Consider the following 26,672-nt stretch of genomic DNA (forward strand, 5'->3'; position numbering starts at 1 on the left):
CATGACTCGGGTATAGTATGCCCATCTTTTGAGCCTCGCGGCCGAGTAGCCGATGTCTGATGCGAACTTTTATTGGCCGGTGCGTATCTACTACGAAGATACCGATGCCGGTGGTATCGTTTATAACGCCAACTATCTGAAATTCATGGAGAGAGCGCGCACCGAGTGGCTGCGCAGCCAAGGGATTGAGCAAGACGGGTTGTTGGAGCAGGGGGTCGCCTTCGTGGTGCGGCGCGTCGAGCTGGATCTGCGCAAGCCGGCGCGCTTCAATGATGCATTAAAAGTCACCGTGACGGTGAAAATGCTGAAACGAGCCTCTATTGTGTTTGAGCAGGAAATTCTGGATGATGCGGGCCTTTGTCTGGCCCGGGGAGAGGTGCTGATCGCCTGTGTCCAGATTGCTCAAATGAAACCTTTTGCCATTCCTGAGCCGCTGATGGGAGTATTGTCAGGTGCACGCTGAAATATCGTTTATAGGTCTGTTCTTGGAGGCCAGCCTGCTGGTCCAGCTGGTGATGCTGACCCTGGTGGGCTTCTCCGTCCTGTCCTGGGCACTGATCATCAACCGGCGCAAGGTGCTGACCACGGCCCGGGATGATGCCGACAGCTTCGAAGAGAAGTTCTGGTCCGGCTCCGACCTGAGCCGCCTCTACCACGAAAGCAACGCTCGCCGCGACAGCCTGGCCGGCATGGAGCAGATCTTTTACGCCGGCTTCAAGGAGTTTGTGCGTCTGCAAAAACAGGGGCGGGCCCAGGACAGCATACTGGAAGGTACCTACCGCACCATGCGAGTCGCCCTGTCTAGGGAAGTGGACCGGCTGGAGACCAACCTGTCGCTGCTGGCCACCATCGGCTCCATCAGCCCCTATATCGGCCTGTTCGGTACCGTCTGGGGCATCATGAACGCCTTTATCGCCCTGGCCGAGGTACAGCAGGCCACCCTGGCGATGGTGGCCCCGGGCATCGCCGAGGCATTGATCGCCACCGCCATGGGCCTGTTTGCCGCCATACCTGCGGTTATCGCCTACAACCGCTTCAGCTATCAGGTAGAGCGGCAGGAAAATCACCTGGCCAACTTCATGGATGAATTCTCTACCATCCTCAACCGCCAAGTGATGACAGGTAACAACTGATGCATGGCTATCAACGCAGACGCCGCAAGCGTGTTGCCGAGATCAACGTGGTGCCTTACATCGACGTGATGCTGGTGCTGCTGATCATCTTCATGGCCACTGCCCCGGTGATCACCCAGGGGGTCAAGGTCGACCTGCCCCAGGCCCAGGCCGAGATGCTGCCGGAGGACAGCGAAAAGCCGCTGGTGGCGTCCATCGATGCCGAAGGCCGTTATTTCCTGGATGTAGGGGACAGCCGGGATGAAGCGGTGGATCTGCTGGAACTGGCCTCCATGGTGCAGAACCAACTGAGAACCACGCCGGAAGCCCCGGTGGTGGTGAAGGGCGATGCCAATGTGCGCTACGACGCCGTGATCCAGCTGATGGCGACCCTGAAGGCGGCAGGGGTGCCGTCCGTCGGCCTCATGACCCAACCGGAGCAGTAGCGGACTCATGACCGGAAACGAGGGGATTCGCAAGCCGTTACTGATCTCGTTGGCACTGCATCTGACGATAGGGATCTTTTTCCTGGTGGGCGTCAATTTCAATGCGCCCAAGCGGCCGACCCAGGCGGTATCCATTATCGAGGCCACCATGATCGATGATGGCATGGTGGCGGCCCAGGCCGAGCGGCTGGCCGACATGCAGGCCCAACAGCAGCAGGCCCAGGCGGCCGAGCAGGCCCGGCAGGAAGCCGAGCTGCAGGCGGCCGAAGAGGCCGAGCGTCGGGCCGAGCAACAGAAGGCGGCAGAAGAGGCCGCACGCCAGGCCGAGCAGCAGAAGGCGGTGGCCGAGCAGCAGGCCCGGGCCGAGCGTGAGCGCCAGCAGGTGGTAGAGCAGCAGCGCAAGGCGGAAGAGGCCCGTAAGGCCGAGGAAGCGAAACAGCAGGCGGCTGAGCAGGCGCGCAAGGCGGAAGAGGCCCGCAAGGCCGAGGAAGCGAAACAGAGGGCGGCCGCCGAGCAGGCGCGCAAGGCGGAAGAGGCCCGCAAGGCCGAGGAAGCCAAAAAGCAGGCCGCCGCCGAGCAGGCGCGCAAGGCGGAAGAGGCCCGCAAGGCCGAGGAAGCCAAAAAGCAGGCGGCCGCCGAGCAGGCGCGCAAGGCGGAAGAGGCCCGCAAGGCCGAGGAAGCCAAAAAGCAGGCGGCCGCCGAGCAGGCGCGCAAGGCGGAAGAGGCCCGCAAGGCCGAGGAAGCCAAAAAGCAGGCCGCCGCCGAGCAGGCCCGCAAGGCCGAGGAGGCCAAAAAGCAGGCCGAGGCCGCTCTGAAGCGTGAGCAGGAGCAGGCGCTGAAGGATCTGGAAGCCCTGATGGGGTCGAGCCCGACCGGCTCATCTTCTTCCTCAGCGGCTGCGGCGGGCGAAGTGGATCGCTATACCGGCATGATCATCGCCGCCATCCAGCGCAACTGGCTGGTGGGCCCGACCATGGTCGGCAAGCAGTGCCGGATCAATATCCGGGTGGCGACCGACGGCCTGATCCTGCAGATAGGCCAGGGCCAGGGAGACGGGGAAGTGTGCCGCTCGGCCGAGTTGGCGATCCGCAAGACCGGCACCCTGCCGATGCCGAAGGATCCGGAAGTGAACCGGCAATTGCAAAACCTGAATTTAACGCTGATACCGAGGCTCTAGTGATGACAAAAAGATGGTTGTGGTTATGGCTGCCGCTGCTGCTGCTCGCAGGCCGGGCTCAGGCGGCGCTGGATATCATTATTACCGGCGGCATCGACAGCGCCCGTCCGGTGGCGGTGGTGCCCTTCCAGTGGACCGGGGGAGGGGCCATGCCCCAGGATCTGGCGGAAGTGATCGCCGGCGACCTGCGCAACAGCGGTATGTTCCGTCCGCTGGAGCGTGGCAGTCTGCCGCAGCAGGTGGCCCAGGCCAGCCAGCTCAATCCCACCCTCTGGGGTTCCCGCCAGGTCGAGGCGGTGGTGGTGGGCACCATAGAGCCGGCCGGCGGTGATCAGTACCGTATCAGTTTCGAACTGGCCGACGTGCTGGGCAGCAACGGTGCCCAACTGCTCGAAAGTCGCAGCGCCACCGTGCCGGCAGCCCAGCTGCGTCAGTACGCCCACCGTATCGCCGACATCGTGTTCGAGAAGCTGACCGGCATCAAGGGCGCCTTCCTGACCCGTATCGCCTACGTCAATGTCCAGCACGGCGCCGAGTATCCCTACCAGTTGATGATCGCCGACTACGACGGCTTCAACGAGCAGGTGCTGCTGCGTTCCCGCGAGCCGCTGATGTCTCCGGCCTGGTCGCCTGACGGCCGCCGGCTGGCCTATGTGTCTTTCGAAAACAAGAAGGCTGAGGTGGTGGTGCAGGACATCTACAGCCAGCAGCGCCAGGTGGTCAGCACCCAGCCCGGTATCAACGGTGCGCCCCAGTGGTCGCCGGACGGCAGTCGGCTGGCGTTGGTGCTGTCCCGGGACGGTCAGCCCGAAATTTACGTGCTCAACCTGGCCAGCCGCCAGTTGACCCGGGTGACCAATAACCGCACAATCGACACCGAGCCGACCTGGTCGACTGACGGCAATGCCATCTATTTCGCTTCCGAGCGGGGTGGCCGACCGCAGATCTACCGGGTCGACCTGGGTTCGGGTGACACCCGTCGTGTCACCTTCCAGGGGGATATGAATCTAGGACCCAGCGTGACCAGAGACGGCAAGAGCCTGGTGCTGGTCAGTCGCTCACAGGGACAGTACCGAATTGCCCGTCAGGAGCTGGATAGCGGTCATATGCAGGTGTTAACTGAAACCCAGCTGGATGAATCGCCAAGCCCGGCGCCGAACGGCACAATGATCATCTATAGTACCACCTATCAGGGCCGCCAGGTGCTGTCCCTGGTGTCTATGGATGGTCGCTTCAAGGCCAGGCTGCCCGCACGAAGCGGTGATGTTCGTGCACCGGCATGGTCACCGTTCCTTAACTAATCGATTGCAATTTCTAAGGAAAAATAATGCAAATGAAAAAACTGCTTCAGAGTCTGGCTGTAGCGCTGCCCATGTTGACCCTGGCCGCATGTAGCTCCACCAGTGATTCCGATGCGATGACCGGTACCGCGGGCAGCGGCTATCAGGATGGCGCGCAGACCGGCGGTGCGGGCGGTGCCCTGTCTGCCGAAGAGCAGATGCGCCAGCAGTACGAAGCCCTGCGTCGCGAGAACGTGATCTACTTCGAGTTCGACCGTGACGAAGTAACCGGCCACTACGCCCAGGTACTGGAAGCCCACGCCAGTTTCCTGCGCTCCAACCCCTCCGTCAGTGTGCTGGTGGAAGGCCACGCGGACGAGCGCGGTACTCCCGAGTACAACATCGCCCTGGGCGAGCGTCGTGCCAAGGCCGTGACCAGCTACCTGCAGAGCCTGGGTGTGAATGGCGCCCAACTGGCCATCGTCAGCTACGGTGAAGAGAAGCCGGTAGACACTTCTCGTTCCGAAGACAGTTTTGCCAAGAACCGTCGCGCGGTTCTGGTTTACTAAGGTTTAAGTCGACCCTATGAAGATTAACTTAGCGGCCATTTCGATGGCCGCTGTTTTATCCACCTCCAGCTGGGCCCAGGCGCCGGTGACGAGTGTGGGTGGCAGCGGCTCCGTCAATGATCGCCTGGCTGAGCTGGAGCGCGCCTTCAACGCCCGCAGCCAGGCCCAAATAGACCAACAGCGCCAGCTGAACGCATTGCAGCAGGAAGTCAGCGAATTGCGCGGCCTGCTGGAAGAGCAGAGCTACCGGCTGGAGCAGGTGATCGAGCGTCAGCGAACCATACTGGCGGCCCAGCAGGAGGCGGCTCAACAACCAGCAGCCCCGGCGGCACCTCAGCCCGGCAGTGCCCAGAATGGCGGTCAGGCGCAGGACGACGCCAGTGCTCCCGCCGCGGCGCCGGCCGGCAATGATGAGCAGACGGCCTACGACAACGCGGTGAACCTGGTGCTGCAGGACAAGGATTACGATGCCGCCATTCCCGCCTTCGCCCGTTTCATCACCCAGTATCCCCAGTCCACCTATGTGCCCAATGCCCACTACTGGCTGGGACAGTTGCTGTTCACCCAGAAACGATTCGACCAGGCCAAGGCCCAGTTTGCACGGGTAGTGGAAGCCTATCCCAATTCCAACAAGCGGGCCGACTCCATCCTCAAGCTGGGGTTGATCGCCAAGGAGCAGGGGGATGCCGGCCTGGCCCGCCAGTATTACGAACAGGTACTGCGGGAGTACGGCAACAGCGGCGCGGCGCGCCTGGCCCAGGAAAACCTGAACAGCCTTTAATTCGGGCGGAATGGCGAATTTTTGAGAGAGTCGCCTGTTCCTTAAGCAAACGGTTGGAAATGGTGATTTTCCTGTTGCGTCACCAAATTAAATCCGTAATATAGGCCGCCGTTGGCAGGGCTGCTCCGGTAGCCCAGGTCAGAGGGTCGTTAGCTCAGTTGGTAGAGCAGTTGACTTTTAATCAATTGGTCGCAGGTTCGAATCCTGCACGACCCACCAGATTCCCGGACGCTTAGCTCAGCCGGGAGAGCACCTCCCTTACAAGGAGGGGGTCACTGGTTCGATCCCAGTAGCGTCCACCAGTTTTCGCACTTTTTAGCAAAAGTGCATCCGGTTTCGTGGGTGGTTAGCTCAGCCGGGAGAGCACCTCCCTTACAAGGAGGGGGTCACTGGTTCGATCCCAGTACCACCCACCACGAACATCGGGTCGTTAGCTCAGTTGGTAGAGCAGTTGACTTTTAATCAATTGGTCGCAGGTTCGAATCCTGCACGACCCACCAAATTCCCGGACGCTTAGCTCAGCCGGGAGAGCACCTCCCTTACAAGGAGGGGGTCACTGGTTCGATCCCAGTAGCGTCCACCAGTTTTCGTACTTTTTAGCAAAAGTGCATCCGGTTTCGTGGGTGGTTAGCTCAGCCGGGAGAGCACCTCCCTTACAAGGAGGGGGTCACTGGTTCGATCCCAGTACCACCCACCACGAACATCGGGTCGTTAGCTCAGTTGGTAGAGCAGTTGACTTTTAATCAATTGGTCGCAGGTTCGAATCCTGCACGACCCACCAAATTCCCGGACGCTTAGCTCAGCCGGGAGAGCACCTCCCTTACAAGGAGGGGGTCACTGGTTCGATCCCAGTAGCGTCCACCAGTTTTCGTACTTTTTAGCAAAAGTGCATCCGGTTTCGTGGGTGGTTAGCTCAGCCGGGAGAGCACCTCCCTTACAAGGAGGGGGTCACTGGTTCGATCCCAGTACCACCCACCACGAACATCGGGTCGTTAGCTCAGTTGGTAGAGCAGTTGACTTTTAATCAATTGGTCGCAGGTTCGAATCCTGCACGACCCACCAGATTCCCGGACGCTTAGCTCAGCCGGGAGAGCACCTCCCTTACAAGGAGGGGGTCACTGGTTCGATCCCAGTAGCGTCCACCATCTTCAAAATCCGTCTTATACGGGTCGTTAGCTCAGTTGGTAGAGCAGTTGACTTTTAATCAATTGGTCGCAGGTTCGAATCCTGCACGACCCACCACCTTCCTTCCTTACTCTTTTTCTATGTCGCTTTTATTACCGGGTGTTTGGGTTAAGACCCAAGCGGCGTTATAATGCCTGGCTACTGTAGCTATCTGGATGGAGCAATTGGGATCAGGTCATGACTGAAGCTGTCGATATTATCGAGTTTGACTACCCCTTTCCCGCCAAGCCGGCCCCGCTGAGCGCGGACCAGCGACAGGCGCTGAAAGACGAAATCAAGGCACTGCTGTGCGCCAAAAACGCCGTGCTGGTGGCCCACTACTACACCGATCCCGAGATCCAGGCCCTGGCCGAGGAGACCGGCGGCTGCGTATCCGACTCCCTGGAAATGGCCCGTTTCGGCAAGCACCACCAGGCCGACACCCTGATCGTGGCCGGGGTGCGCTTCATGGGGGAGACCGCCAAGATCCTGAGCCCGGAAAAAACCGTGCTGATGCCCACCCTGGAAGCGGAGTGCTCCCTCGATCTCGGTTGCCCTGAAGACGAATTCACCGCCTTCTGCGACGCCCATCCGGATCACACCGTGGTGGTGTACGCCAATACCTCGGCGGCGGTCAAGGCCCGGGCCGACTGGGTGGTCACCTCCAGCATCGCGCTCGAGATAGTGGAGCACCTCGACAGCGAAGGTCACAAGATCATCTGGGCCCCGGACCGTCACCTGGGCGCCTATATCGAGAAGCAGACCGGTGCAGCCATGCTGCGCTGGCAGGGCGCCTGCATTGTGCACGACGAGTTCCGCGCCAAGGCACTGCAGGAGCTGAAGGCGCAGAATCCGGACGCGGCGGTGCTGGTGCACCCGGAATCCCCCCAGTCGGTGGTGGAGCTGGCGGACGCGGTGGGTTCCACCAGCCAGTTGATCAAGGCGGCCCAGACCCTGCCCCACAAGAAGCTGATCGTGGCCACCGACAAGGGCATTTTCTACAAGATGCAGCAGGCCTGCCCCGACAAGGAAATGGTGGAAGCCCCCACCGGCGGCAACGGCGCCACCTGCCGCAGCTGCGCCCACTGTCCCTGGATGGCGATGAACGGCCTGGTGGCCATTCGTGACGCCCTGCGCGACGGCGGCAAGACCCACGAAATCCAGGTGGACGAAGCCACCCGGGTCAAGGCCATGATACCGCTGGAGCGGATGCTGGACTTCGCCGAGCAGCTCAAGCTGAAGGTGAAAGGCAACGCCTGATTTTAGCTGGAAGCTGGAGGCCGGAGGCTGGAAGACAGTAGCTTGAAGCTTGAAGCTTGAAGCTTGAAGCTGGAAGCGGCCCGAGAAATTTTTTAGCGGTTTCGCTTCTTTTCCTGCTAAGCGTTGGAAACAAAAAGAGGTGTGAAGAGTAAGGTCGCCCTTATGCTTCACACCTCTTTCGTTTATGCGTCTGTACACACATTCAAGCGCGTGACGCCAAAGCCGCAAAGCACTCGGGCTGCTTCAAGCTTCCGGCTTATGGCCTCCAGCTTCGAGTTTACGCCCGGTTTTCTTCCCCGCCCATGGCCGCTATCAGCTCCGGAATAAAGCGGGACAGTTCGCCACTGACCAGGGCGAAGTCGGCGTCGAAGCGGGCGGCGGCGTCTTCGCTCACCACGTCATCGTTTTGCTCGCGCAACTCTTCCGAGAACTTGAGCCGTTTGACGCTCATGTCGTCCGCCAGCACGAAGCTCAGGCTGTCGCTCCAGTTCAGGGCCAGCTTGGTCACCAGCTTGTCCGCGTCCAGGTGGGCCTTCATCTCCTCGCTCAGCAGGTCCTGTTGCTTGGCGCGGATGATGCCGCCGTGCTCCAGGGCGGATCTCAGCTCGGCTTCGTCCTCCAGGGCGAAGCCGGCGGGGGCGGTGCCTTCCTTCAGCCAGTCGGTCAGGGTCAGTTCGGGCGGAGTGGTCATGGCCAGCGGCACCACCGGCAGGCTGCCTATGCTCTTGCGCAGTAGCGCCAGCAGATCCTCGGCACGCTTGGCGGAGCTGGCGTCCACGGCGATAAAGCCGGCCTCGGGGTTGATCCAGGCATAGGTCTGCTGGAAGCGGCTGAAGGCGCGGGGCAAGAGGTTCACGATCACTTCCTCCTTGATTGCTTCCTTTTCCTTTTTCTTCAGCGCCCGGCCCTGCTCGGCCTCCAAGGCTTCCACCTTTTCCGCCACCATGTCGTTGACCACGGCCCCGGGCAGCATTTTTTCTTCCTTCTTGGCACAGATCAGGATCTGGCCGTCGGCGCCGTGGGTGAGGGCCTGGCCCTGCTTGCCCAGGGGGGAGATCCAGCCGAACTTGGCCTGCTCCTGGCTGCCGCAGGGGCTGAAGGGGAAGGCGTCCAGCTGTTTTTCCAGTTCTTCAAGGGTCAGTTCGAAAGGGCGGGTAAAACGGTAAATCTGCAGGTTCTTAAACCACATAGCGTCCTCGGTAACGAGCCGGAAAATCCGCATTGTACTGCAAAGCGGCTTTGTGATCAGGCTGTCATTCCCGCATGACAAAGGCTGATCCGGGTCACAGACAATAATAAAAGCCCGGCCAAAGCGGTAATGGACTCATACACTTAAATCAAACCAAAGCCGGGGAGATAAAAATGATACGACAGGCCAGGCCCGATGACACCGACGCCATACTGGAAGTGTGGCTGCTGGCGTCATTGCAGGCCCATGATTTTGTGCCGGCGGCCTTCTGGTGGCAACAACAGGAGCAGATGCGTGCCCGCTACCTGCCCTCGGCGGAAATCTGGGTGTGCGAACGGGCAGGGGAGATCCAGGGCTTTGTGGCCCTGGTGGATGACTACCTGGCGGCCCTCTTCGTACGCCCCGACTGCCAGCAGAACGGCATCGGCAAGGCCCTGCTGGCGGTGGCCAAGCGGCAGCGGCGGCGGCTATCGCTCAGGGTGTTCAGCGAAAACGACATAGCGGTGCACTTCTACCGCCAGCACGGCTTCGCCATTACCGACGAAGGTATCGATCCGGCGACCGGCCAGCCCGAACTCTGCATGGGCTACCAGGGCCAGTTGTAACCGCTTCGTCGCGATGGTGTCATAATTTCATAAAACTGTCACACTTGCTCTCAATAATGACGTTTATGCACAGAAGACCTGAGAAGGGCAGTTGAAGAATGACACGGAAAATACTGGTAGTTGAAGACGAAGCCGCGATCCGCGAGATGCTGTGCTTTGTACTGGAGCAGAAGGGCTTTGCCACCCAGGAGGCGGAGGATTACGACCAGGCCCTTTTGATGATCAAGGAGCCCTATCCCGAGCTCATCCTGCTCGACTGGATGCTTCCGGGCGGCAGCGGCATCCAGCTGATCAAGCATCTCAAGCAGGATGAGCTGACCCGACAGATCCCGGTGATCATGCTCACCGCCCGGGCCGAGGAAGAAGACAAGATCAAGGGCCTGGACGTGGGGGCCGACGACTACATCACCAAGCCCTTCTCCCCCAAGGAGCTGACTTCCCGCCTCAAGGCGGTGCTGCGCCGGGTGGCCCCCACCTCGGTAGAGGAGGTGATCGAGGTGCAGGGGCTTAAGCTGGATCCGGTCAGCCACCGGGTCAGCGCCAACAACCTGCAGCTGGACATGGGGCCGACCGAATTCAAGCTGTTGCACTTCTTCATGACCCACCCCGAGCGGGTATACAGCCGCGAGCAGTTGCTCAATAATGTATGGGGCACCAACGTCTATGTGGAAGACAGGACGGTGGACGTGCATATCCGGCGGCTGCGCAAGGCGGTGTCGGAGTCGGGTCACGATAAGCTGATCCAGACGGTGCGCGGTGCCGGCTATCGTTTTTCAACACGCCTATGAGGCTCGCATGCAGCAACATGAGTCCGGCCGTGGCCAGTGGGGCCGGTTGTTCCTCTACTATCTGTTCTTTTTCCTGTTCGGTTTGATGCTGGATGATATCGCGTTGGCGTTACTGGCCGGGACCGTGCTGCACCTGTTGTGGCACTACCGCTTCCAGCACAAGCTGGCGGTGTGGCTGTGGCGGGATCGCAGCCTGATCCCGCCGGAAGGAAAAGGCAGCTGGGAAGTCATCTTCAACGGCATCTACCGGCTGCAGCAGCGTCAGCGCGCACGCCGGCGGGAGCTGGCCAACCTGGTGCGCCGTTTTCGGGAGGGGGCCGAGGCCCTGCCCGACGCCGCCGTGGTGATCCGGCGGGACGGCAGCATCATCTGGTGCAACAAGCTGGCCCAGCAACTGCTGGGCTTTCGCTGGCCCGATGATGCCGGCCAGCATATCGGCAACCTTGTTCGCGCACCTGCGTTCATTGCCTATATGAAGCGGGCCGATTTCCGCGAACCGCTGGAGCTGCCGTCACCACTCAACGAAGACAAGCTGCTCGAGTGCCGCATCATGCCCTATACCGAGGATCAGGCCATGCTGGTGGTGCGGGACGTGACCCGCTTGAAGAGCCTGGAGCAGATGCGCAAGTCCTTCGTGGCCAACGTGTCCCACGAACTGCGCACCCCGTTGACGGTGCTCAAGGGTTACCTGGAGATGATAGAGGAGCCGCCGTCCGACGCCATGTGGCGCAAGACCCAGAAGGTGATGCTGGAGCAGACCCTGCGTATGGACGCCCTGGTGAACCAGCTGATGACCCTGACCCGCATCGAGGCCTCGCCCAATATCGATACCAGCAAGATAGTGGACATTCCGGCCATGCTGTCGATGCTGGAGCAGGAGGCCTTGACCCTGAGCGGCGACAAGGCCCAGCGCTTCAGCTTTATTGTGGATCCGGGGCTCAAGGTCCGTGGGGATCAGGAACAACTGCGCAGCGCCATTTCCAACCTGGTATACAACGCCATCCGTCATTCCCCGGCGGGCACCGAGATACGGGTGGAATGGGGGCGGATGGGCCACCAGGGGCGCTTTGCGGTGACCGACAACGGCGAGGGCATTGCGTCCGAGCACATCGCCCGCCTCACCGAACGCTTCTACCGGGTGGACAAAGCCCGCAGCCGCCAGACCGGGGGATCCGGCCTGGGGCTGGCCATCGTCAAGCACGCCCTGAGCCACCACGATACCCACCTCGAGATCCAGAGCCAAATCGGGGAGGGCAGTTGTTTCAGCTTTATCCTGCCCGAGCGGCTGCTGGTGCAGGACGCCCCCAACCGGGAAATCGCCTGACAGGCCCGGGTTTTTTTCGTTCCCATGCCGCCGTGTGGGAGCGAAGCTCCCGCTTCCCGCTTCCCGCTTCCCGCTTCCCGCTTCCCGCTTCCCGCTTCCCGCTTCCTGCTTTCTGTCTGCTTGTCATAAAAGCGTCACTTTCGGTTCATATAGTTGTCATCACCGGCGACAATACTGGCCGCGTCTTGAAAGACCGAACTCAGATTGGAGATTAAGGATGAAATTGAACAAACTGGTAACAGCTCTTGGATTGACCGCGACCCTGGCTTCCACCGCCGCCCTGGCCGCCGTGGACAGCTCCCTGCCCGAGTATGAAAAAGTCAGCGGCATCTCCGGTAACCTGTCTTCCGTGGGTTCGGACACCCTGGCCAACATGGCCACCCTGTGGGCTGAAGAGTTCAAACGCAACTACCCCAACGTCAACGTGCAGATCCAGGCCGCCGGCTCTTCCACCGCTCCCGCCGCCCTGACCGAGGGCACCGCCCAGTTCGGCCCCATGAGCCGTGCCATGAAGAGCAACGAAATCGAAGCCTTCGAAAAGCGCTATGGCTACAAGCCGACCCCGGTTCGCGTCGCTATCGATGCCCTGGCGGTGTTCGTGCATAAAGACAACCCGATCGAAGGCCTGAGCATCGACCAGGTTGACGCCATCTTCTCCAGCACCCTGAGCTGCGGCATGGCCGAGCAGATCACCAAGTGGGGCCAGGTCGGCCTGAACGGCGACTGGACCAGCCGTGACGTGCAGCTGTACGGCCGCAACTCCGTATCCGGCACCTACGGTTACTTCAAGGACGAAGCCCTGTGCAAGGGTGACTTCAAGAACAACGTGAACGAACAGCCCGGCTCCGCCTCCGTGGTGCAGTCCGTTTCTTCATCCCTGAACGCCATCGGCTACTCCGGTCTGGGCTACAGCACCTCCAGCGTGCGCGCCGTACCCCTGGCGGAAGCCGGCTCCACCGACTACATCGAAGCCAACGCCGACAACGCCATCAGCGGCGAGTACCCGCTGTCCCGCTTCCTGTACGTCTACGTGAACAAGCACCCGAACGAGCCGCTGGGTCCGATGGAAGCCGAGTTCGTCAAGCTGATGCTGTCCAAGCAAGGTCAGGAAATCGTGGACAAGGACGGTTACGTACCGGTACCCGCCGCCGTTATCGAAGCCGACCTGAAAAAGCTGGGCCTGATGTAAGCAGCCATTGCCGTCATCACAGCTGAACCCCGGGGAAACCCGGGGTTTTTTTATGGTTTACATATTTGATTTTTCATATATTCTTTTTCCCGTATGTTTTCGGTCTCCATCGAGGTGAAGGAATGGGAGTATTCGAGCGTTACCTGTCGCTGTGGGTCGGCCTGGGCATCCTGGCCGGCGTGACCCTGGGCAGCCTGCTGCCCGAGGGCTTCGCCCTGGTGGCGGGACTGGAATTCGCCCACGTCAACCTGGTGGTGGCCCTGTGCATCTGGGTGATGATCTACCCCATGATGGTGCAGATCGACTTTTCCGCCATCAAGGACGTGGGCAAGAAGCCCCGGGGCCTGCTGCTGACCCTGGCGGTCAATTGGCTGATCAAGCCCTTCACCATGGCGGCCCTGGGCTGGCTGTTTTTCCGGGTGCTGTTCGCCGACTGGGTCGACCCCCAGTCCGCCGGGGAATATATCGCCGGCATGATTTTGCTGGGGGTGGCACCCTGCACCGCCATGGTGTTCGTGTGGAGCCAGATGACCCGCGGCGATCCCAACTATACCCTGGTGCAGGTGTCGGTGAACGATCTCATCATGGTATTCGCCTTCGCCCCCATCGCCGCCTTCCTGCTGGGGGTGAGCGATATCGTCGTGCCCTGGGACACCCTGCTGTGGTCGGTGCTGCTCTATGTGGTGCTGCCGCTCGCGGCCGGCGTTTATACCCGCTGGCGGCTGGAGCGGCGGGGCGATGGCCGCCGGCTGCAACCCTTTATCCAGCACATCAAGCCGCTGTCGGTGGCGGGCCTGCTGGCGACAGTGGTACTGCTGTTCGGTTTCCAGGCGCACACCCTGCTGGCCCAGCCCCAGACCATGGTGCTGATCGCCATCCCGCTGCTGATCCAGACCTACGGTATCTTCGCCATCGCCTACGGCGCCGCCAGGGTGATGAAGCTGCCCCATAATATCGCCGCCCCGGCCTGCATGATAGGAACCTCCAACTTCTTCGAGCTGGCGGTGGCGGTGGCCATCTCCCTGTTTGGGCTGCACTCGGGGGCGGCGCTCGCCACCGTGGTGGGGGTACTGGTGGAAGTGCCGGTGATGTTGTCGCTGGTGGCCATCGCCAACCGCACCCGGCACTGGTTTGCCTATAACTGATGTAATCAACGGAAAATCAAGGAAAGACGATGTCGCAACACCCTTTTGACTACCTGTCCCTCGGCGAAGGCCGGGGCCGGCTGATCCTCACCCCCTGCCCGGGCACCAAGGAAGCGGCGTTGGACGCCTCGCTCGAGCAACTGCGCGCCGCCGGCGCCGCCGCCGTGCTGACCCTGATGCCCCAAGCGGAGATGGAAAAAAACCGGGTCTCCACCATGCCGGCCCTGTGCGAGGCACTGGAGCTGGCCTGGTTCCACCTGTCGGTGGAGGACGACGACGCCCCCGGGGCCGCCTTCGAGCAGGCCTGGCTTGAGGCGCGCGACAAGGTGTTGGCGCTGCTGGCCCAGGGCCGGGATGTCGCCATCCACTGCAAGGGCGGCTCGGGCCGCACCGGCCTGATGGCGGCCATCATTTTGCTGGCCCTGGAGGTGCCGCTGACCGAGGCGGTGCAACGGGTGCAGGCGCTGCGGCCCAAGGCCCTGTGTCTGCCGGCCCACCAGAGCTATATAGAAGCGCTGGCGGCCCGGTAAGGCGTAAGGGGCGGATTTATTCGACCGGATTTGACGTAGGGGTTGGAAAAGTAGGCTAAAGGGCCAACTCCACCTGCTGACAAAGCTTCAGAACTCTGTGGTCACTCCCGCGAAGGCGGGAGTCCAGTGCACCCTGTCATGGATCTCCGCCTTCGCGGAGATGACAACGATTAAGCCGCGGTAATGCAGTAATAAAGGGCAATATCTGGAGAAATAACAGCTAATGGACTTAGTCAGCAAACCGACAGCCCGCGGGCTGGTACAAAATATATTGAAAGAGGGAGACAGACCCAATGACCATCAAGGTAGGAATTAACGGCTTCGGCCGCATGGGACGGTTGGCGCTGCGTGCGGCCTGGGCATGGGACGACGTGGAGTTTGTGCAGATCAACGATCCGGCCGGCGACGCGGCCACCCTGGCGCACCTTGTCACCTTCGACTCGGTGCACGGTCGCTGGACCCGGGAGGCACGGGCCGAAGGGGACCTGATGATCATCGGCAACCGGCGTATCGTCTGCACCCGCAACAAGGCCATAGCCGATACCGACTGGTCCGGCTGCGATGTGGTGATCGAGGCCTCCGGCAAGATGAAGAGCAAGGCCCTGCTGCAGGCCTATCTGGATCAGGGGGTGAAGCGGGTGGTGGTGACGGCGCCGGTGAAGGAGGAGGGCGTGCTCAACGTGGTGATGGGGGTGAACGATCATCTCTACGATCCGGCACTGCACCCCATCGTCACCGCCGCCTCCTGCACCACCAACTGCCTGGCGCCGGTGGTCAAGGTGATCCATGGTCAGTTGGGCATCAAACACGGCGCCATGACCACCATCCACGACATCACCAACACCCAGACCATACTGGACGCGCCCCACAAGGATCTGCGCCGGGCCCGGGCCTGTGGCCAGAGCCTGATTCCCACCACCACCGGTTCGGCCACTGCCATCACCCACATCTTCCCCGAGCTCAAGGGCAAGCTTAACGGCCATGCGGTGCGGGTGCCCCTGGCCAATGCCTCGCTCACCGACTGCGTGTTCGAGGTGGAGCAGGCCACCACCGAGGCGGAGGTGAACGCCCTGCTCAAGGCGGCGGCCGAAGGCGAACTGGCGGGCATCCTCGGTTACGAGGAGCGGCCCCTGGTGTCGGTGGACTACAAGACAGATCCGCGCTCCAGCATCATCGACGCCCTGTCGACCATGGTGGTCAACGGCACCCAGGTCAAGATCTACGCCTGGTACGACAACGAATGGGGCTACGCCAACCGTACCGCCGAGTTGATGCGCAAGGTGGGCCGGCTGGACCGGGCGGGATAACGCCTGATGCTGGCCTCATTGTCTCCCGAGATCCGCCAGTACCTGCTGGTCACCGGCAACTACTGGGCCTTTACCCTCACCGACGGCGCCCTGCGCATGCTGGTGGTGCTGCACTTCCACGGCCTGGGCTACAGCCCGCTGGAGATCGCCCTGCTGTTTCTGTTCTACGAGATCTTCGGGGTGATCACCAACCTGGTGGGCGGTTGGCTGGGGGCCAGCCTTGGCCTCAACAGGACCATGAACGTCGGCCTGGCGCTGCAGGTGGTGGCGCTGTCCATGCTGCTGGTGCCGGTGGCCTGGTTGACGGTACCCTGGGTGATGACGGCCCAGGCGCTGTCGGGCATCGCCAAGGATCTCAACAAGATGAGCGCCAAGAGCGCGATCAAGCTGCTGGTGCCCAGGGAGGCCCAGGGCACCCTCTACCAGTGGGTGGCCATCCTCACCGGCTCCAAGAATGCGCTCAAGGGCGCGGGTTTCTTCCTCGGCGGTGTGCTGCTGGCGGTGTTCGGTTTCGCCGGGGCCGTCGGCGCCATGGCCACGGGGCTGGCCCTGGTCTGGTTGTTCAGCGTCGTGATGCTGAAACAGGATCTGGGTCGGGCCAAGAACAAGCCCAAGTTCACCGACCTTTTTTCCAAGAGCCGGGCCATCAACATACTGTCGGCGGCGCGTCTGTTCCTGTTCGGCGCCCGGGATGTCTGGTTCGTGGTGGCCTTGCCGGTGTTTCTGGCCAGTTCGCTTGGCTGGGACCACTGGTGGGTCGGCGGTTTCCTGGCGCTCTGGGTCATCGGCTACGGCGTGGTGCAATCGTTCGCGCCCTATTTTACCGGCAAGCGCTCGGGCAGGGTGCCCGACGGCCGGGCCGCCTTCGGCTGGGCCCTGGTGCTGACCCTGACCCCGGCGCTGATCGCCCTGGGGCTGGGAGCCGGGTTTCATCCGCAATGGACCCTGCTCGGCGGCCTCTTGCTGTTCGGGGCGCTGTTCGCCATCAACTCCTCGCTGCACAGTTACCTGATCGTCAGCTATGCGGGCGAGGACGGGGTTTCCCTCGACGTGGGCTTCTACTATATGGCCAACGCCATGGGGCGGCTCGTCGGCACCCTGCTGTCGGGCTGGGTCTATCAGCAGTCGGGATTGCAGGCATGCCTGTGGATTTCCGCCGGTTTCCTGCTGCTGGCCGCGTTGCTGTCTCTCAAACTGCCCCGGCACCGGGTAATGGAGCCAAATAGCGGCTGAAATCGGTTTTTTGTGCGATAAAGATGACAAAGCGGCGACAAAGCCGCTTTTTTATTGCGGGCAACTGTGGCTAGATATAGGGCAGTGCATGGGCAGGAGTCATTATGGAAATCAGGAAGATCCGCAGCGGTGAAACCGGCAGTATCTGGCGTTTGTTCCACGATACCGTGCATCGCATCAACCAGGCCGACTACAGCAAGAGCGAGCTGGCGGTGTGGGCTCCTGATGAATATGACGAGCCGCGCTGGGTCAGCCGCTTTATCCGTACCCGGCCCCTGGTGGCGATGGACGGCAAGTCCCTGCTGGGCTTTGCCGAGCTGAGCGATGACGGCCGCATCGATCTCTTCTATGTGCATCATGCCCACCAGGGCGAGGGCATAGGCCGGGCGCTGATGCAGCGGCTCAAGGCGGAAGCCGCCTCCCGCGGCCTGTCCCGGCTCTACTGCGAGGCCAGCATTACCGCCCGGCCGTTCTTCGAGGCCATGGGCTTCGTTGCCCTGGAGCAGCGCCAGCTTGAACGCCGGGGCCAGCCGGTGTCGGTGATACTGATGGAATACCGGGCCTGAAGAGAGGAAGAGGTTTGCGTTGCCGGCCGGCTCGCAGGCAACAAAAAACCCACCGTCAGGTGGGTTTTTTGAGGGTATTTTGGTCGGCGTGAGAGGATTTGAACCTCCGACCCCTGACACCCCATGACAGTGCGCTACCAGGCTGCGCTACACGCCGAAGTGGGGCTAACTATATAGAGGCCCCGGTCCTGCTGCAAGCCCCTTTTTTATGATTTAGGCGCGTTTGGCGCTTTCTTGGGCATTGTTGCGTTTTTTTCATCGTTTTCCTCGCCGGGCCTGCCCGGCGGGCGCAGCCCCGGCTTGCAGCCGGGCCGGCTTTTGCCATAATACGCGGCCTAGGGAGGCGGTGATGAACGAACGAGACGAATACTGGATGACCCAGGCCATGGCGCTGGCGGCGCGGGCGGAGGAGGAAGGCGAGGTACCCGTCGGGGCCCTGGTGGTGCTAAATGACGAATGTGTCGGGGTGGGCTGGAACCGTTCCATCGGCAGCCACGACGCCACCGCCCATGCGGAGATCATGGCGCTGCGCCAGGCCGGCCGGGCCATCGGCAACTACCGGCTGCTGGATTGCACCCTCTACGTGACCCTGGAGCCGTGCATGATGTGCGCCGGCGCCATGGTGCACAGCCGCATCCGGCGGCTGGTGTACGGTGCCTTTGATGCCAAGACCGGGGCGGTGGATTCGGTACTGCAACTGCTGGCCACCCCCGGCCTCAACCATCAGGTGCTGTGGCAGCCAGGGGTGCTGGCCGAGGCCTGTTCCACCCAGCTCAGCCGTTTCTTCCAGCGCCGCCGGGCGGAGAAAAAGGCCGCCAGGAAACAGGCGGCCGAGCGATAGCTTATACCCTCAGCAGTTCCAGCTTCCAGTCCACCTTGGCCTGATAGGCCTGCTCCCGCTCGAGGGTGGTGAGCAGCAGGTGGTTTCTGTCGCACCAGTCGGCGGGCAGGCTCAGGCGCAACTCATCATTGGCCCCGAGGCCGAGCTCGAGGGTGGGCAACACACCATCCTGGCGACGGCGGTTGAGGGCCACCGCCAGCCGCAGCAGCCGCACCAGGCGCCACAGCTGCTGCTCCGGCAGGTAGTTGAGCGGCTCCAGTTCGGACAGCTTGAGTGCCTTGCGGTGAAAGCGCACCAGGGCGGACAGGGCTTTCTGCTCTTCCTGGGTAAAGCCGGGCAGGTCGGCGTTGCTGAGGATATAGGCGGAATGGCGGTGGATGCCGGTAAAGTTGATGTGCAACCCCACCTCGTGCAGCAGGGCGGCGCCCCCCAGCAGGTCGACGAAGCCGTTGTCGAGGCCCCAGGCATCGCGGACCTGGGCGAACAGCGCGAGTGCGGTCTGCCTGACCCGCTCGGCCTGGCGGGTGTCGATGGCGTATTCCCGGCTCAGGGCCTGGACGGTGTTGACCTGGGTGTCGTGATGGGTGGCCCGGCCGAAAAAGGCATAGAGCAGGCCTTCGCGCAGGGCACCGTCGGAAAAGCCCATCGTTTCCAGGTTGAGGCTGCGGAAGAGGCCGAGCAGTATGGACAGGCCGGCGGCGATCAGCGGTTTGCGATCCTCGCTCAGGCCGGCGATGTCCGCCTTGTCGATATGGCCGGCCTTGATCAGCTGGCTCTTGATATGGATCAGGCCGGGCAGATCGATCACCGGCCTTTGGGTGATGCTCGAGCACATTTCGAGCAGCGTCTTGATGGTGCCGGAGCTGCCCAGTACCTGGTCCCAGCCCAGGCTCAGGTAGCGACCCATGACCGGCGCCAGCTGGTACTCGGCCGCTTCGATGGCCTGCTCGAAGCTCTCCTCGGTCAGGCGGCCGTCGGCGAAGTACTTGCGGGTGAAGCTCACGCACCCCATGCTGCGGCTGGACACCTGCTTGCAGTCGAAGTCCCGGCCGATGATAAGTTCGGTGCTGCCGCCGCCGATGTCGATCACCAGCACCTGGCCCTGGGTATTCTGGGTGTGGGCCACGCCCTGGTAGATCAGGCGCGCTTCTTCGTTGCCGCTGACGATGTCGATGGGAAAGCCCAGCACCTGCTGGGCCTGACGCACGAACTCCTTGGCATTGCTGGCTTCGCGCAGGGTGAAGGTACCCGCCACCCGCACCTGGGTGGCGTGAAAGCCACGCAACCGCTCCCCGAACAGCCTGAGGCAGGCCAGGCCGCGTTCCATGGCCTCCTGGTTGAGCAGGTTTGCATCGTCCAGGCCGTCGGCCAATCGAACCCGTTCTTTCAGACGGTCCACGATGCGCAGGCTATCGCCGTGGTAGCGGGCGATCACCATATGGAAGCTGTTTGAGCCGAGATCGATGGTGGCGACGTACTGATCGGTCATGCGCGGTTATCCCTCCAAATCCTTGAGATAGTCATAAATAACGGTCTGGGAGCGGATTTTACGCCGGTTGCCGCGCTCGACATAATGATTCGTTTGCTCGAAGTCCAAAATTCTGGCCTTGGTGGTGTCGTTGAGCTGGATCTCGAGGATATCGATGATCCGCCGGCGCAGCGCCGGGTCCAGGATGGGCGTGGCCACTTCCACCCGAAAGTCGAGGTTGCGGGTCATCCAGTCGGCGGAGGAAATATAGACCTTCGGCTGGCCGTTGTTGTGGAACACCATCACCCGTGGATGCTCCAGGTAGCGATCCACTATGCTGATGGCACGGATATTGTCGCTTACCTCCGGTATCCCGGGCACCAGTGAACACATGCCGCGCACGATAAGATCGATTTTCACCCCGGCCTGGCTGGCGCCGTAGAGCCGGTTGATCAGGCCCTTGTCCACCAGGTTGTTGAGTTTCAGGGTGATGCGGGCGGGCAACCCCTGGCGGGCGTTGGCGATCTCGGTGTCGATCAGGCTGTAAATCCCGCGCCGGGAGTTGATGGGCGATACCAGCAGGTGGTTGAACTTGGCCCGGCGATAGGGCTGGCGGATAAAGTCGAACACCGCCGCCACCTCGTTCGTGATCTCCGGATTGGCGGTGAGCAGCGAGAAATCGGTGTAGATATTGGCGGTTTTTTCGTTAAAGTTGCCGGTGCCCACGTGGGCATACTGCACCAGCCGCTCCCCCTCGCGACGGGTGACCAGGCACAGCTTGGAATGCACCTTGAGGCTGGGCACCCCGAATTCCACCGTAATGCCGGCCTCGGTCAGGATCTTGGCCCACTCGATGTTGGCCGCCTCGTCGAAACGGGCGCGCAGCTCGATCACCACCGTCACCTTCTTGCCGTTGTTGGCCGCGTCCATCAGCGAATACATGATGCGCGACAGGGAGGCCACCCGGTAGACGTTCATCTTGATGCTGAGTACCGCCGGGTCGAAGGAGGCCTGGCGCACGAATTCGGTGACGTGGCTGAAGCTGTGGTAGGGGAAATACAGCAGTATGTCGCGCCGGCGGATGGCGTCGAAGGAGGAGGGACTGTCCTGAAACTCCCGGCACTTGAGCGCAGGCTGTGGCTTGTTCACCAGGTGCTTGCGGCCGACGTTGGGAAAGCCGATGAAATCCTTGAAGTTGTGGTAACGTCCACCGGACATCACCGCGTCATGGCCCTGGATCCTGAGCTTGCGTACCAGGGTCTGCACCATCTCCGGCGGCATTTCCCGGTCGTGCACGAAGCGCACCGGCAGGGCGGTGAGCCGCTGCTTGAGGCCGTCGCTCATCTTCTCGAGCAGGCTCTGGTCGAGCTGGTCGGACAGATCGTATTCCGCGTCCCGGGTCATCTTGAAGGAGTAGGCGTGGATGTCGTCGTATTCGAAGAAGCCGGCAAAGAGATCGTTCAGACACAGCCGGATCACGTTGTCCATGATGAGGATGCTCTTCTTGCGCCGGCTCTTGCCCGGGGGCAGTACCACGAAACGGGGCAGCACGTCGGTAGGGATCTCCACCAGGGCGTAGTGGCGTTCCTCGCCCTTGATCATGCCCACGCACAGGTAGGTGTATTCGTCCTTGAGAAAGCGCACCGGATCGATTTCGGCGCGCAATATGATGGGGGACAGGTAGGCCCGCACCTCGTTTTCGAAGTAGCGCTTGACCCAGGTTTCCTGCTCCGGGGAGAGCTGGTTCTCGTTGAGCAGGAAGATGTTCTGCCGGGCCAGGGTGACGATCAGCTCCTTATAGACCTCGTCGAAGGTGTTGGCGAGTCCGACCACCTTTTGCTGGATATTCCTGAGCAGGGAAGCGGCGCCGTTGGTCTTGCCCTGATCCGCGTCTATCATCACCTGGCGCTTGACGTCGGACACCCGGACCCGGAAGAATTCGTCCTGGTTGTTGGAAAAAATCCCCAGGAAGCGTACCCGCTCGATCAGCGGGACGCTCTTGTCCATGGCCTCCTGCAACACCCGCTCGTTAAACGACAGCCAGCTCAGCTCTTTTTCCTGGTACCACTTATCCGTGCTCATTATTGTTCCTGTCAAACGGGATGTGTCGGTTTCAGGCACTTTTTATGACAGAGTTTTATGACAGTTTTGTGACGACTCAAGTGGGTTCTATGTCCACCACCAGGTCGTCGCTCAGGGCTTCCAGCCGGGCCTGCAGATCGCCCAGGGTCTGGCCGTGGGGCAGGATCAGGGTGCTTTTCGCCTCGAACAGCATGATGCCGGTGACCGGGGCCGGGTGGCTGTCGGTCTTCAGGGTTTTGACGCTGATATTGAGCTGGTTCAGCACATCGGTGACCTCGTCGATGATGCCGAGGCGGTCGTTGGCGGTCACGGTCAGGGTCAGGTGCTGGCCCTGGGGGGGGACCGCCTTGCCTTCTACCAGCTGTACCTGGAAGTCGGGCAGCCGGGTCAGTGCCTGGCACAGGGCTTCGCTGTGCTCTTCCGGTACCCGGATTTCGACGATGCCGGCAAAGTAGCCGGCCAGTTCGCTCATGGCGCTGCCTTGCCAGCTGCCGTGGTGTTGCTTGATGAGGGCGGCCAGTTGTTTGACCAGGCCGGTCTTGTCGGGGCCTATCAGGGTAGCGACCAGGGTCTTCATCCGTTCTCTCCTTGAAAAATGGGATACCGCCTGTTCAAGATACACCTTTCCGATAATTTTTACAGGCATCCGTCGGTGGGGTCCCGGGTGTAACAAAACTGTCATCTGTCCGCCATACAATGGGTGCAACTGGAAATCTACCGAGGTGACTGATGTCAACCGAAACCCAAACCATAGCGCTGTCGGGCAGCAAGGGACGCTGGCTCAAGGACCGACTGGCACAGATAGGGGTAACCACCGGCGGGATACTGGTGCTGGTTGCCCTCTTGTTGATCTTCTTTTACCTGTTGTACGTGGTGAAGCCGATTTTCGACGGCGCCCGCGTCGAGCCCGGCCAGCAGCTGACCCTGGCGGGCGGCGGCGAGACGGTGCTGCTGGGCGTGGAAGAGCAGAACGAGCTGGTGTATCGCTTCAACGACGACGGCGAGGTCAATTTCTACTCCCTGCCGCTGCAGGGCAAGCACCTGCAGAATATCCGCGTTCCCGGCGAGATCACCAGCGTGGCCCGCAGCCAGTCCGGCAACATGGTGGCCTATGGTCAGGACGACGGCCGTTTCCGGGTGGTGGCGCCCAAGTTCAACGTCAGTTATCCGGACAATATCCGGACCATCATCCCCGAAGTCGTCTATCCCTTCGGCGAGGAGCCCCTGGTGCTGGATGAGCAGGGCCGCGGCCTGAGCCGGCTGGCGTTCGCCCGGAGCGGCGATGACCTGCTGGCGGCGGCGATCACCGCCGATGGCAGCGGCATCCTGACCCGCTTCGCCGGCAAGGAAAACTTCCTCACCGGCGAGATCGAGCTGGCGCCCGAGCGGGTGGCCATCCCCGGCCTGCCCGAGCAGGTAGACCAGCTGCTGCTGACCCCCAACCTGCGTTTCCTGTTTGTGCGCAGCGGCAATGCCGTCTCTATCTATGATGTGCGCAACATCGGCAAGGTGCGGCTGCGCAATGTACTCGACATGAACGCCGTGGGCGGCAACATCACCACCATGACCCTGCTGTCCGGCGGCAACTCGCTGCTGGTCGCCAACGACAATGGCAAGGTGTCCCAGTGGTTCGAGGTGACCAGGGACGGCAAGCGTGAGTTCACCTTCATCCGCGAGTTCCAGGCCGAAGGCCGCATCAGCCGGATAGCACCGGAACTGAACCGCAAGGGCTTCGCCACCATCGCCGACAACGGCAGCCTGGACATTTTCCACACCACCGGCGGCTCACGACTGTTCTCCGGCAGGCTGGCCGGCGAGTCCGTGTCCGCCCTGGCCATGTCGCCGCGCAACAACCTGCTGTTGGTGCTGGAGGGTGACCGGCTGTCCAGCTTCCATGTGGAAAACGAGCACCCGGAGGTGACCTGGCGTGCCATGTGGACCAAGGTCTGGTACGAAGGCTATCCCGAACCCCAGTACGTGTGGCAATCCACCTCCGGCAGCAGCGACTTCGAGGCCAAGCTGAGCCTGGTGCCCATCTCCTTCGGTACCATCAAGGCGGCCTTCTACGCGCTGCTGTTCGCGGTGCCCATCGCCATCGCCGGCGCCGTCTATACCGCCTATTTCATGTCGCCGGGGCTGCGTAAAATCGTCAAGCCGACGGTGGAGATCATGGAGGCGCTGCCCACCGTCATCCTCGGCTTCCTGGCCGGGCTCTGGCTGGCGCCGCTGGTCGAGACCCACCTGCCGGGCATCGTCATCCTGCTGGTGTTGCTGCCGCTGTCGATCCTGCTGATGGCCTTCGTCTGGCACCACCTGCCCAAGCACATCAAGAACGCGGTGCCGGAGGGCTGGCAGAGCGTGCTGCTGCTACCGCTGGTGGTGCTGGTGGGCTGGGCCTCCTTCGCCTTCAGCCCGGCGGTGGAGAGCCTGTTCTTCGGCGGCAACGCCCGCGGCTTCCTCACCAACGAGTTGGGCATCGGCTTCGACCAGCGCAACTCCCTGGTGGTGGGCATCGCCATGGGCTTCGCGGTGATCCCGACCATCTTCTCCATCGCCGAAGACGCCGTGTTCTCGGTGCCCAAGCACCTGACCAACGGCTCCCTGGCCCTGGGCGCCACCCCCTGGCAGACCCTGACCCGGGTGGTGATGCTGACCGCCAGCCCCGGTATTTTCTCGGCGGTGATGATGGGCCTGGGCCGGGCCGTGGGCGAGACCATGATAGTGCTGATGGCCACCGGCAACACCCCGGTGATGGATTTCAGCATCTTCAACGGCATGCGCACCCTGGCCGCCAACATCGCGGTGGAAATGCCGGAAGCCGAGGTGAACAGCTCCCACTACCGGGTACTGTTCCTGGCGGCCTTCGTGCTCTTTGTATTCACCTTCCTGTTCAACACGGTCGCGGAGTTCGTTCGCCAGCGACTGCGTGACAAATACAGCTCAATGTAAGGGGCGAGACGACTCATGACTAAATGGTTCAAATCGGGGGCGCCCTGGATCTGGTTGACCGGCGGCGCCGTCAGCCTCAGCCTGGTGGCGGTACTCGGCCTGCTGCTGCTGATCGGCTGGCGCGGCCTCACCTATTTCTGGCCCCATACCATCTACGAATGGCAACTGAGCTCGCCCGAGGGCGAGCGCTACACCGTGATCGGCGAGATCCACGACCGGGAGACCGTGCCCGTGGCCCAGCTGCGCGGTGCAGGCCTTACTCTTGAAGGGGTGACGTCGGACACCCTGACCCGCTACCTGGTGAAAACCGGCAACCGGGAGTTCGTGCCGCTCGATTTCCGCTGGCTGCTGGAAACCGACATCCTGTCCCGGGAAACCCCGGCCACGCTGGCGGTGATCGAACGTTCCAACCACGGCAACTTCTACGGCTACGTGGAGCGGGTGCTGGAAGGCGACCGGGCCCTGGGCGGCGACGTGCGCGAGCAGCTGCGAAGCCGCATCGAGCGGGTGCTCGAGCTCAATGACCGGATGAAGAGCCTGCAGCGGGGCGACATCGGCAAGATCAACTTCCAGCTGGAAAAGCTGCGCCTGCAACAACGCAAGCTGGAGCTGGAAGGCAAGGCCACCGAGGAGGCCATCGCCGACATCCGGGCCCGGGAGCAGCAGCTGCGCGCCGACTACCAGGTGCTGGAGCGGGAGCTGTTCGCCATGCGTGACGAGGCCCGCCGCGACAATGTGGTGATCCGCGACATGCGCGGCCAGGAAGTGACCCTGTCGCTCGGCGAGATCCTGGACGTGGCCTGGCCCAACGACATGGGGCTGGCCGCCAAGACCGCTCACTGGTTCAAGCAGGTCGGCAAGTTCATCAGCGGCGAGCCGCGGGAGGCCAACACCGAGGGCGGCGTCTTCCCGGCGATTTTCGGCACCGTGTTCATGGTGATACTGATGGCCATCATCGTCACGCCGCTGGGCGTGGTGGCGGCCATCTACCTGCACGAATACGCGGGCAAGAACAGCCTGACCAAGATCATCCGCATCGCGGTGATCAATCTGGCGGGGGTACCCTCCATCGTGTACGGGGTGTTCGGCCTGGGCTTTTTCGTGTACATGCTGGGGGGCTCCATCGACCGGCTGTTCTACCCGGAGTCGCTGCCCACGCCCACCTTCGGCTCGCCCGGGGTGCTGTGGTCGGCCCTGACCCTGGCAATACTGACCCTGCCGGTGGTGATCGTCTCCACCGAGGAAGGCCTGGCGCGCATTCCCAGCGCGGTGCGCCAGGGCTCGCTGGCGCTCGGCGCCACCAAGGCGGAGACCTTGTGGCGCATCGTCATCCCCATGGCCAGCCCGGCGATCATGACCGGCCTGATCCTGGCCATCGCCCGGGCCGCCGGTGAAGTGGCGCCGCTGATGCTGGTGGGGGTGGTGAAACTGGCGCCCAGCCTGCCGGTGGACGGCAACTTCCCCTACCTGCACGTGGAGCGCAAGTTCATGCACCTGGGCTTCCATATTTATGACGTGGGCTTCCAGAGCCCGAACGTGGAGGCGGCGCGGCCCCTGGTGTATGCGACCTCCTTCCTGCTGGTGACCGTGATCGTGGGGCTCAACCTGACCGCCATCGGTATCCGTAACCACCTGCGTGAAAAATTCCGCTCGCTTGACCAGTGATC

24 protein-coding genes and 13 tRNA genes are annotated in these 26,672 nt (G+C 62.0%); 32 read left to right on the forward strand and 5 right to left on the reverse strand.

The window, feature by feature from the left end; translation table 11 throughout:
* Positions 1 to 52: 52 nt before the first annotated feature.
* The 20 genes from ybgC (at position 53) to nadA (ending at position 7,789) form a co-directional block, all read left to right on the forward strand.
* On the forward strand, positions 53 to 463 hold the full coding sequence (gene ybgC, locus ACT7DK_RS06835; protein WP_445397609.1) for a tol-pal system-associated acyl-CoA thioesterase: 411 nt from the start codon (positions 53 to 55) through the stop codon (positions 461 to 463).
* A complete protein-coding gene (gene tolQ, locus ACT7DK_RS06840) occupies positions 453 to 1,133 on the forward strand; it encodes a protein TolQ (protein WP_445397610.1) in 681 nt (226 codons plus the stop codon). The genes ybgC and tolQ overlap by 11 nt, the downstream gene beginning before the upstream one ends.
* Positions 1,133 to 1,558 (forward strand): protein TolR, encoded by a 426-nt coding sequence (gene tolR / locus ACT7DK_RS06845; RefSeq protein WP_445397612.1) that lies wholly within the window; start codon positions 1,133 to 1,135, stop codon positions 1,556 to 1,558. Before tolQ ends, tolR begins: the two co-directional genes overlap by 1 nt.
* 7 nt (positions 1,559 to 1,565) lie before the next feature.
* Entirely contained in the window at positions 1,566 to 2,735 is a 1,170-nt protein-coding gene (gene tolA / locus ACT7DK_RS06850; protein WP_445397614.1) for a cell envelope integrity protein TolA, read from the forward strand.
* Between the two features lie 2 nt (positions 2,736 to 2,737).
* Complete coding sequence (tolB, locus tag ACT7DK_RS06855) at positions 2,738 to 4,036, forward strand: Tol-Pal system beta propeller repeat protein TolB (protein WP_445397616.1); 1,299 nt, start codon at positions 2,738 to 2,740, stop codon at positions 4,034 to 4,036.
* A 26-nt stretch (positions 4,037 to 4,062) separates the two neighbouring features.
* Entirely contained in the window at positions 4,063 to 4,584 is a 522-nt protein-coding gene (gene pal, locus ACT7DK_RS06860; RefSeq protein ID WP_445397618.1) for a peptidoglycan-associated lipoprotein Pal, read from the forward strand.
* A gap of 16 nt (positions 4,585 to 4,600) precedes the next feature.
* The gene (ybgF, locus tag ACT7DK_RS06865; protein WP_445397620.1) at positions 4,601 to 5,365 is read left to right on the forward strand and encodes a tol-pal system protein YbgF; all 765 of its coding nucleotides are present in this window, start codon (positions 4,601 to 4,603) and stop codon (positions 5,363 to 5,365) included.
* 143 nt (positions 5,366 to 5,508) lie between these two features.
* Positions 5,509 to 5,584 (forward strand) — tRNA-Lys (locus ACT7DK_RS06870).
* 7 nt (positions 5,585 to 5,591) lie between these two features.
* Positions 5,592 to 5,667, forward strand: a tRNA-Val gene (locus tag ACT7DK_RS06875).
* Positions 5,668 to 5,705: 38 nt separating this feature from the next.
* Positions 5,706 to 5,781, forward strand: a tRNA-Val gene (locus tag ACT7DK_RS06880).
* Between the two features lie 8 nt (positions 5,782 to 5,789).
* Positions 5,790 to 5,865: transfer RNA gene (locus tag ACT7DK_RS06885), tRNA-Lys, on the forward strand.
* Between the two features lie 7 nt (positions 5,866 to 5,872).
* Positions 5,873 to 5,948 (forward strand) — tRNA-Val (locus ACT7DK_RS06890).
* 38 nt (positions 5,949 to 5,986) lie between these two features.
* Positions 5,987 to 6,062 (forward strand) — tRNA-Val (locus ACT7DK_RS06895).
* 8 nt (positions 6,063 to 6,070) lie between these two features.
* Positions 6,071 to 6,146, forward strand: a tRNA-Lys gene (locus ACT7DK_RS06900).
* 7 nt (positions 6,147 to 6,153) lie between these two features.
* Positions 6,154 to 6,229: transfer RNA gene (locus ACT7DK_RS06905), tRNA-Val, on the forward strand.
* A gap of 38 nt (positions 6,230 to 6,267) precedes the next feature.
* Positions 6,268 to 6,343: transfer RNA gene (locus ACT7DK_RS06910), tRNA-Val, on the forward strand.
* Positions 6,344 to 6,351: 8 nt separating this feature from the next.
* A tRNA-Lys gene (locus tag ACT7DK_RS06915) sits at positions 6,352 to 6,427 on the forward strand.
* A 7-nt stretch (positions 6,428 to 6,434) separates the two neighbouring features.
* Positions 6,435 to 6,510, forward strand: a tRNA-Val gene (locus ACT7DK_RS06920).
* Between the two features lie 21 nt (positions 6,511 to 6,531).
* Positions 6,532 to 6,607: transfer RNA gene (locus ACT7DK_RS06925), tRNA-Lys, on the forward strand.
* 120 nt (positions 6,608 to 6,727) lie between these two features.
* Positions 6,728 to 7,789, forward strand: coding sequence for a quinolinate synthase NadA (gene nadA, locus ACT7DK_RS06930; protein ID WP_445397622.1), 1,062 nt, complete (start codon positions 6,728 to 6,730; stop codon positions 7,787 to 7,789).
* A gap of 277 nt (positions 7,790 to 8,066) precedes the next feature.
* On the opposite strand, the gene rdgC is transcribed toward nadA, so the two are convergent.
* The gene (rdgC, locus tag ACT7DK_RS06935) at positions 8,067 to 8,978 is read right to left on the reverse strand and encodes a recombination-associated protein RdgC (protein WP_445397624.1); all 912 of its coding nucleotides are present in this window, start codon (positions 8,976 to 8,978) and stop codon (positions 8,067 to 8,069) included.
* A gap of 173 nt (positions 8,979 to 9,151) precedes the next feature.
* Between rdgC and ACT7DK_RS06940 the strand changes: the two genes are divergently transcribed.
* From ACT7DK_RS06940 to ACT7DK_RS06980, 9 genes are all read left to right on the forward strand, one after another.
* Complete coding sequence (locus tag ACT7DK_RS06940; RefSeq protein ID WP_445397626.1) at positions 9,152 to 9,583, forward strand: N-acetyltransferase; 432 nt, start codon at positions 9,152 to 9,154, stop codon at positions 9,581 to 9,583.
* A gap of 98 nt (positions 9,584 to 9,681) precedes the next feature.
* Positions 9,682 to 10,371: a phosphate regulon transcriptional regulator PhoB gene (phoB, locus tag ACT7DK_RS06945; protein ID WP_445397628.1), complete on the forward strand. Its 690-nt coding sequence runs from the start codon at positions 9,682 to 9,684 to the stop codon at positions 10,369 to 10,371.
* Positions 10,372 to 10,378: 7 nt separating this feature from the next.
* On the forward strand, positions 10,379 to 11,695 hold the full coding sequence (phoR, locus tag ACT7DK_RS06950) for a phosphate regulon sensor histidine kinase PhoR (RefSeq protein ID WP_445397630.1): 1,317 nt from the start codon (positions 10,379 to 10,381) through the stop codon (positions 11,693 to 11,695).
* 217 nt (positions 11,696 to 11,912) lie between these two features.
* Positions 11,913 to 12,884: a PstS family phosphate ABC transporter substrate-binding protein gene (locus ACT7DK_RS06955; protein WP_445397632.1), complete on the forward strand. Its 972-nt coding sequence runs from the start codon at positions 11,913 to 11,915 to the stop codon at positions 12,882 to 12,884.
* Positions 12,885 to 13,006: 122 nt separating this feature from the next.
* On the forward strand, positions 13,007 to 14,029 hold the full coding sequence (gene arsB / locus ACT7DK_RS06960) for an ACR3 family arsenite efflux transporter (protein ID WP_445397634.1): 1,023 nt from the start codon (positions 13,007 to 13,009) through the stop codon (positions 14,027 to 14,029).
* 29 nt (positions 14,030 to 14,058) lie between these two features.
* Positions 14,059 to 14,559: a phosphatase domain-containing putative toxin gene (locus ACT7DK_RS06965; RefSeq protein WP_445397637.1), complete on the forward strand. Its 501-nt coding sequence runs from the start codon at positions 14,059 to 14,061 to the stop codon at positions 14,557 to 14,559.
* A gap of 293 nt (positions 14,560 to 14,852) precedes the next feature.
* Positions 14,853 to 15,866 carry an ArsJ-associated glyceraldehyde-3-phosphate dehydrogenase gene (locus ACT7DK_RS06970; RefSeq protein WP_445397639.1) on the forward strand — a complete coding sequence of 338 codons (1,014 nt, stop codon included), beginning with the start codon at positions 14,853 to 14,855 and terminating at the stop codon, positions 15,864 to 15,866.
* Positions 15,867 to 15,869: 3 nt separating this feature from the next.
* The gene (arsJ, locus tag ACT7DK_RS06975) at positions 15,870 to 17,099 is read left to right on the forward strand and encodes an organoarsenical effux MFS transporter ArsJ (RefSeq protein ID WP_445402294.1); all 1,230 of its coding nucleotides are present in this window, start codon (positions 15,870 to 15,872) and stop codon (positions 17,097 to 17,099) included.
* A 104-nt stretch (positions 17,100 to 17,203) separates the two neighbouring features.
* The gene (locus ACT7DK_RS06980; RefSeq protein ID WP_445397641.1) at positions 17,204 to 17,665 is read left to right on the forward strand and encodes a GNAT family N-acetyltransferase; all 462 of its coding nucleotides are present in this window, start codon (positions 17,204 to 17,206) and stop codon (positions 17,663 to 17,665) included.
* Between the two features lie 80 nt (positions 17,666 to 17,745).
* Here ACT7DK_RS06980 and ACT7DK_RS06985 read toward each other — a convergent pair.
* Positions 17,746 to 17,822: transfer RNA gene (locus tag ACT7DK_RS06985), tRNA-Pro, on the reverse strand.
* 192 nt (positions 17,823 to 18,014) lie between these two features.
* Here ACT7DK_RS06985 and tadA point away from each other — a divergent pair.
* Complete coding sequence (gene tadA, locus ACT7DK_RS06990) at positions 18,015 to 18,506, forward strand: tRNA adenosine(34) deaminase TadA (RefSeq protein ID WP_445397643.1); 492 nt, start codon at positions 18,015 to 18,017, stop codon at positions 18,504 to 18,506.
* A gap of 1 nt (position 18,507) precedes the next feature.
* On the opposite strand, the gene ppx is transcribed toward tadA, so the two are convergent.
* From ppx to ACT7DK_RS07005, 3 genes are all read right to left on the reverse strand, one after another.
* Positions 18,508 to 19,995, reverse strand: coding sequence for an exopolyphosphatase (ppx, locus tag ACT7DK_RS06995; protein WP_445397645.1), 1,488 nt, complete (start codon positions 19,993 to 19,995; stop codon positions 18,508 to 18,510).
* Positions 19,996 to 20,001: 6 nt separating this feature from the next.
* On the reverse strand, positions 20,002 to 22,056 hold the full coding sequence (gene ppk1 / locus ACT7DK_RS07000; RefSeq protein ID WP_445397647.1) for a polyphosphate kinase 1: 2,055 nt from the start codon (positions 22,054 to 22,056) through the stop codon (positions 20,002 to 20,004).
* A gap of 76 nt (positions 22,057 to 22,132) precedes the next feature.
* Positions 22,133 to 22,633, reverse strand: a complete 501-nt coding sequence (locus ACT7DK_RS07005; RefSeq protein ID WP_445397649.1) for a glycine cleavage system protein R — start codon at positions 22,631 to 22,633, stop codon at positions 22,133 to 22,135.
* 152 nt (positions 22,634 to 22,785) lie between these two features.
* On the opposite strand from ACT7DK_RS07005, the gene ACT7DK_RS07010 reads away from it, so the two are divergent.
* Positions 22,786 to 25,005, forward strand: a complete 2,220-nt coding sequence (locus ACT7DK_RS07010; protein ID WP_445397651.1) for an ABC transporter permease subunit — start codon at positions 22,786 to 22,788, stop codon at positions 25,003 to 25,005.
* Positions 25,006 to 25,020: 15 nt separating this feature from the next.
* Positions 25,021 to 26,670 carry a phosphate ABC transporter permease PstA gene (gene pstA / locus ACT7DK_RS07015; RefSeq protein ID WP_445397653.1) on the forward strand — a complete coding sequence of 550 codons (1,650 nt, stop codon included), beginning with the start codon at positions 25,021 to 25,023 and terminating at the stop codon, positions 26,668 to 26,670.
* Positions 26,671 to 26,672: the final 2 nt, after the last annotated feature.

This window comes from Zobellella sp. An-6 (genome assembly GCF_052487945.1).

Excerpts from the sequence above, each read along its gene's own strand:
- ybgC (WP_445397609.1), top strand. The coding sequence starts at position 53 with ATGTCTGATGCGAACTTTTATTGGCCGGTGCGTATCTACTACGAAGAT.
- tolR (WP_445397612.1), top strand. The coding sequence starts at position 1,133 with ATGCATGGCTATCAACGCAGACGCCGCAAGCGTGTTGCCGAGATCAAC.
- tolA (WP_445397614.1), top strand. The coding sequence starts at position 1,566 with ATGACCGGAAACGAGGGGATTCGCAAGCCGTTACTGATCTCGTTGGCA.
- tolB (WP_445397616.1), top strand. The coding sequence starts at position 2,738 with ATGACAAAAAGATGGTTGTGGTTATGGCTGCCGCTGCTGCTGCTCGCA.
- pal (WP_445397618.1), top strand. The coding sequence starts at position 4,063 with ATGCAAATGAAAAAACTGCTTCAGAGTCTGGCTGTAGCGCTGCCCATG.
- ybgF (WP_445397620.1), top strand. The coding sequence starts at position 4,601 with ATGAAGATTAACTTAGCGGCCATTTCGATGGCCGCTGTTTTATCCACC.
- nadA (WP_445397622.1), top strand. The coding sequence starts at position 6,728 with ATGACTGAAGCTGTCGATATTATCGAGTTTGACTACCCCTTTCCCGCC.
- rdgC (WP_445397624.1), bottom strand. The coding sequence starts at position 8,978 with ATGTGGTTTAAGAACCTGCAGATTTACCGTTTTACCCGCCCTTTCGAA.
- ACT7DK_RS06940 (WP_445397626.1), top strand. The coding sequence starts at position 9,152 with ATGATACGACAGGCCAGGCCCGATGACACCGACGCCATACTGGAAGTG.
- phoB (WP_445397628.1), top strand. The coding sequence starts at position 9,682 with ATGACACGGAAAATACTGGTAGTTGAAGACGAAGCCGCGATCCGCGAG.
- phoR (WP_445397630.1), top strand. The coding sequence starts at position 10,379 with ATGCAGCAACATGAGTCCGGCCGTGGCCAGTGGGGCCGGTTGTTCCTC.
- ACT7DK_RS06955 (WP_445397632.1), top strand. The coding sequence starts at position 11,913 with ATGAAATTGAACAAACTGGTAACAGCTCTTGGATTGACCGCGACCCTG.
- arsB (WP_445397634.1), top strand. The coding sequence starts at position 13,007 with ATGGGAGTATTCGAGCGTTACCTGTCGCTGTGGGTCGGCCTGGGCATC.
- ACT7DK_RS06965 (WP_445397637.1), top strand. The coding sequence starts at position 14,059 with ATGTCGCAACACCCTTTTGACTACCTGTCCCTCGGCGAAGGCCGGGGC.
- ACT7DK_RS06970 (WP_445397639.1), top strand. The coding sequence starts at position 14,853 with ATGACCATCAAGGTAGGAATTAACGGCTTCGGCCGCATGGGACGGTTG.
- ACT7DK_RS06980 (WP_445397641.1), top strand. The coding sequence starts at position 17,204 with ATGGAAATCAGGAAGATCCGCAGCGGTGAAACCGGCAGTATCTGGCGT.
- tadA (WP_445397643.1), top strand. The coding sequence starts at position 18,015 with ATGAACGAACGAGACGAATACTGGATGACCCAGGCCATGGCGCTGGCG.
- ppx (WP_445397645.1), bottom strand. The coding sequence starts at position 19,995 with ATGACCGATCAGTACGTCGCCACCATCGATCTCGGCTCAAACAGCTTC.
- ppk1 (WP_445397647.1), bottom strand. The coding sequence starts at position 22,056 with ATGAGCACGGATAAGTGGTACCAGGAAAAAGAGCTGAGCTGGCTGTCG.
- ACT7DK_RS07005 (WP_445397649.1), bottom strand. The coding sequence starts at position 22,633 with ATGAAGACCCTGGTCGCTACCCTGATAGGCCCCGACAAGACCGGCCTG.
- ACT7DK_RS07010 (WP_445397651.1), top strand. The coding sequence starts at position 22,786 with ATGTCAACCGAAACCCAAACCATAGCGCTGTCGGGCAGCAAGGGACGC.
- pstA (WP_445397653.1), top strand. The coding sequence starts at position 25,021 with ATGACTAAATGGTTCAAATCGGGGGCGCCCTGGATCTGGTTGACCGGC.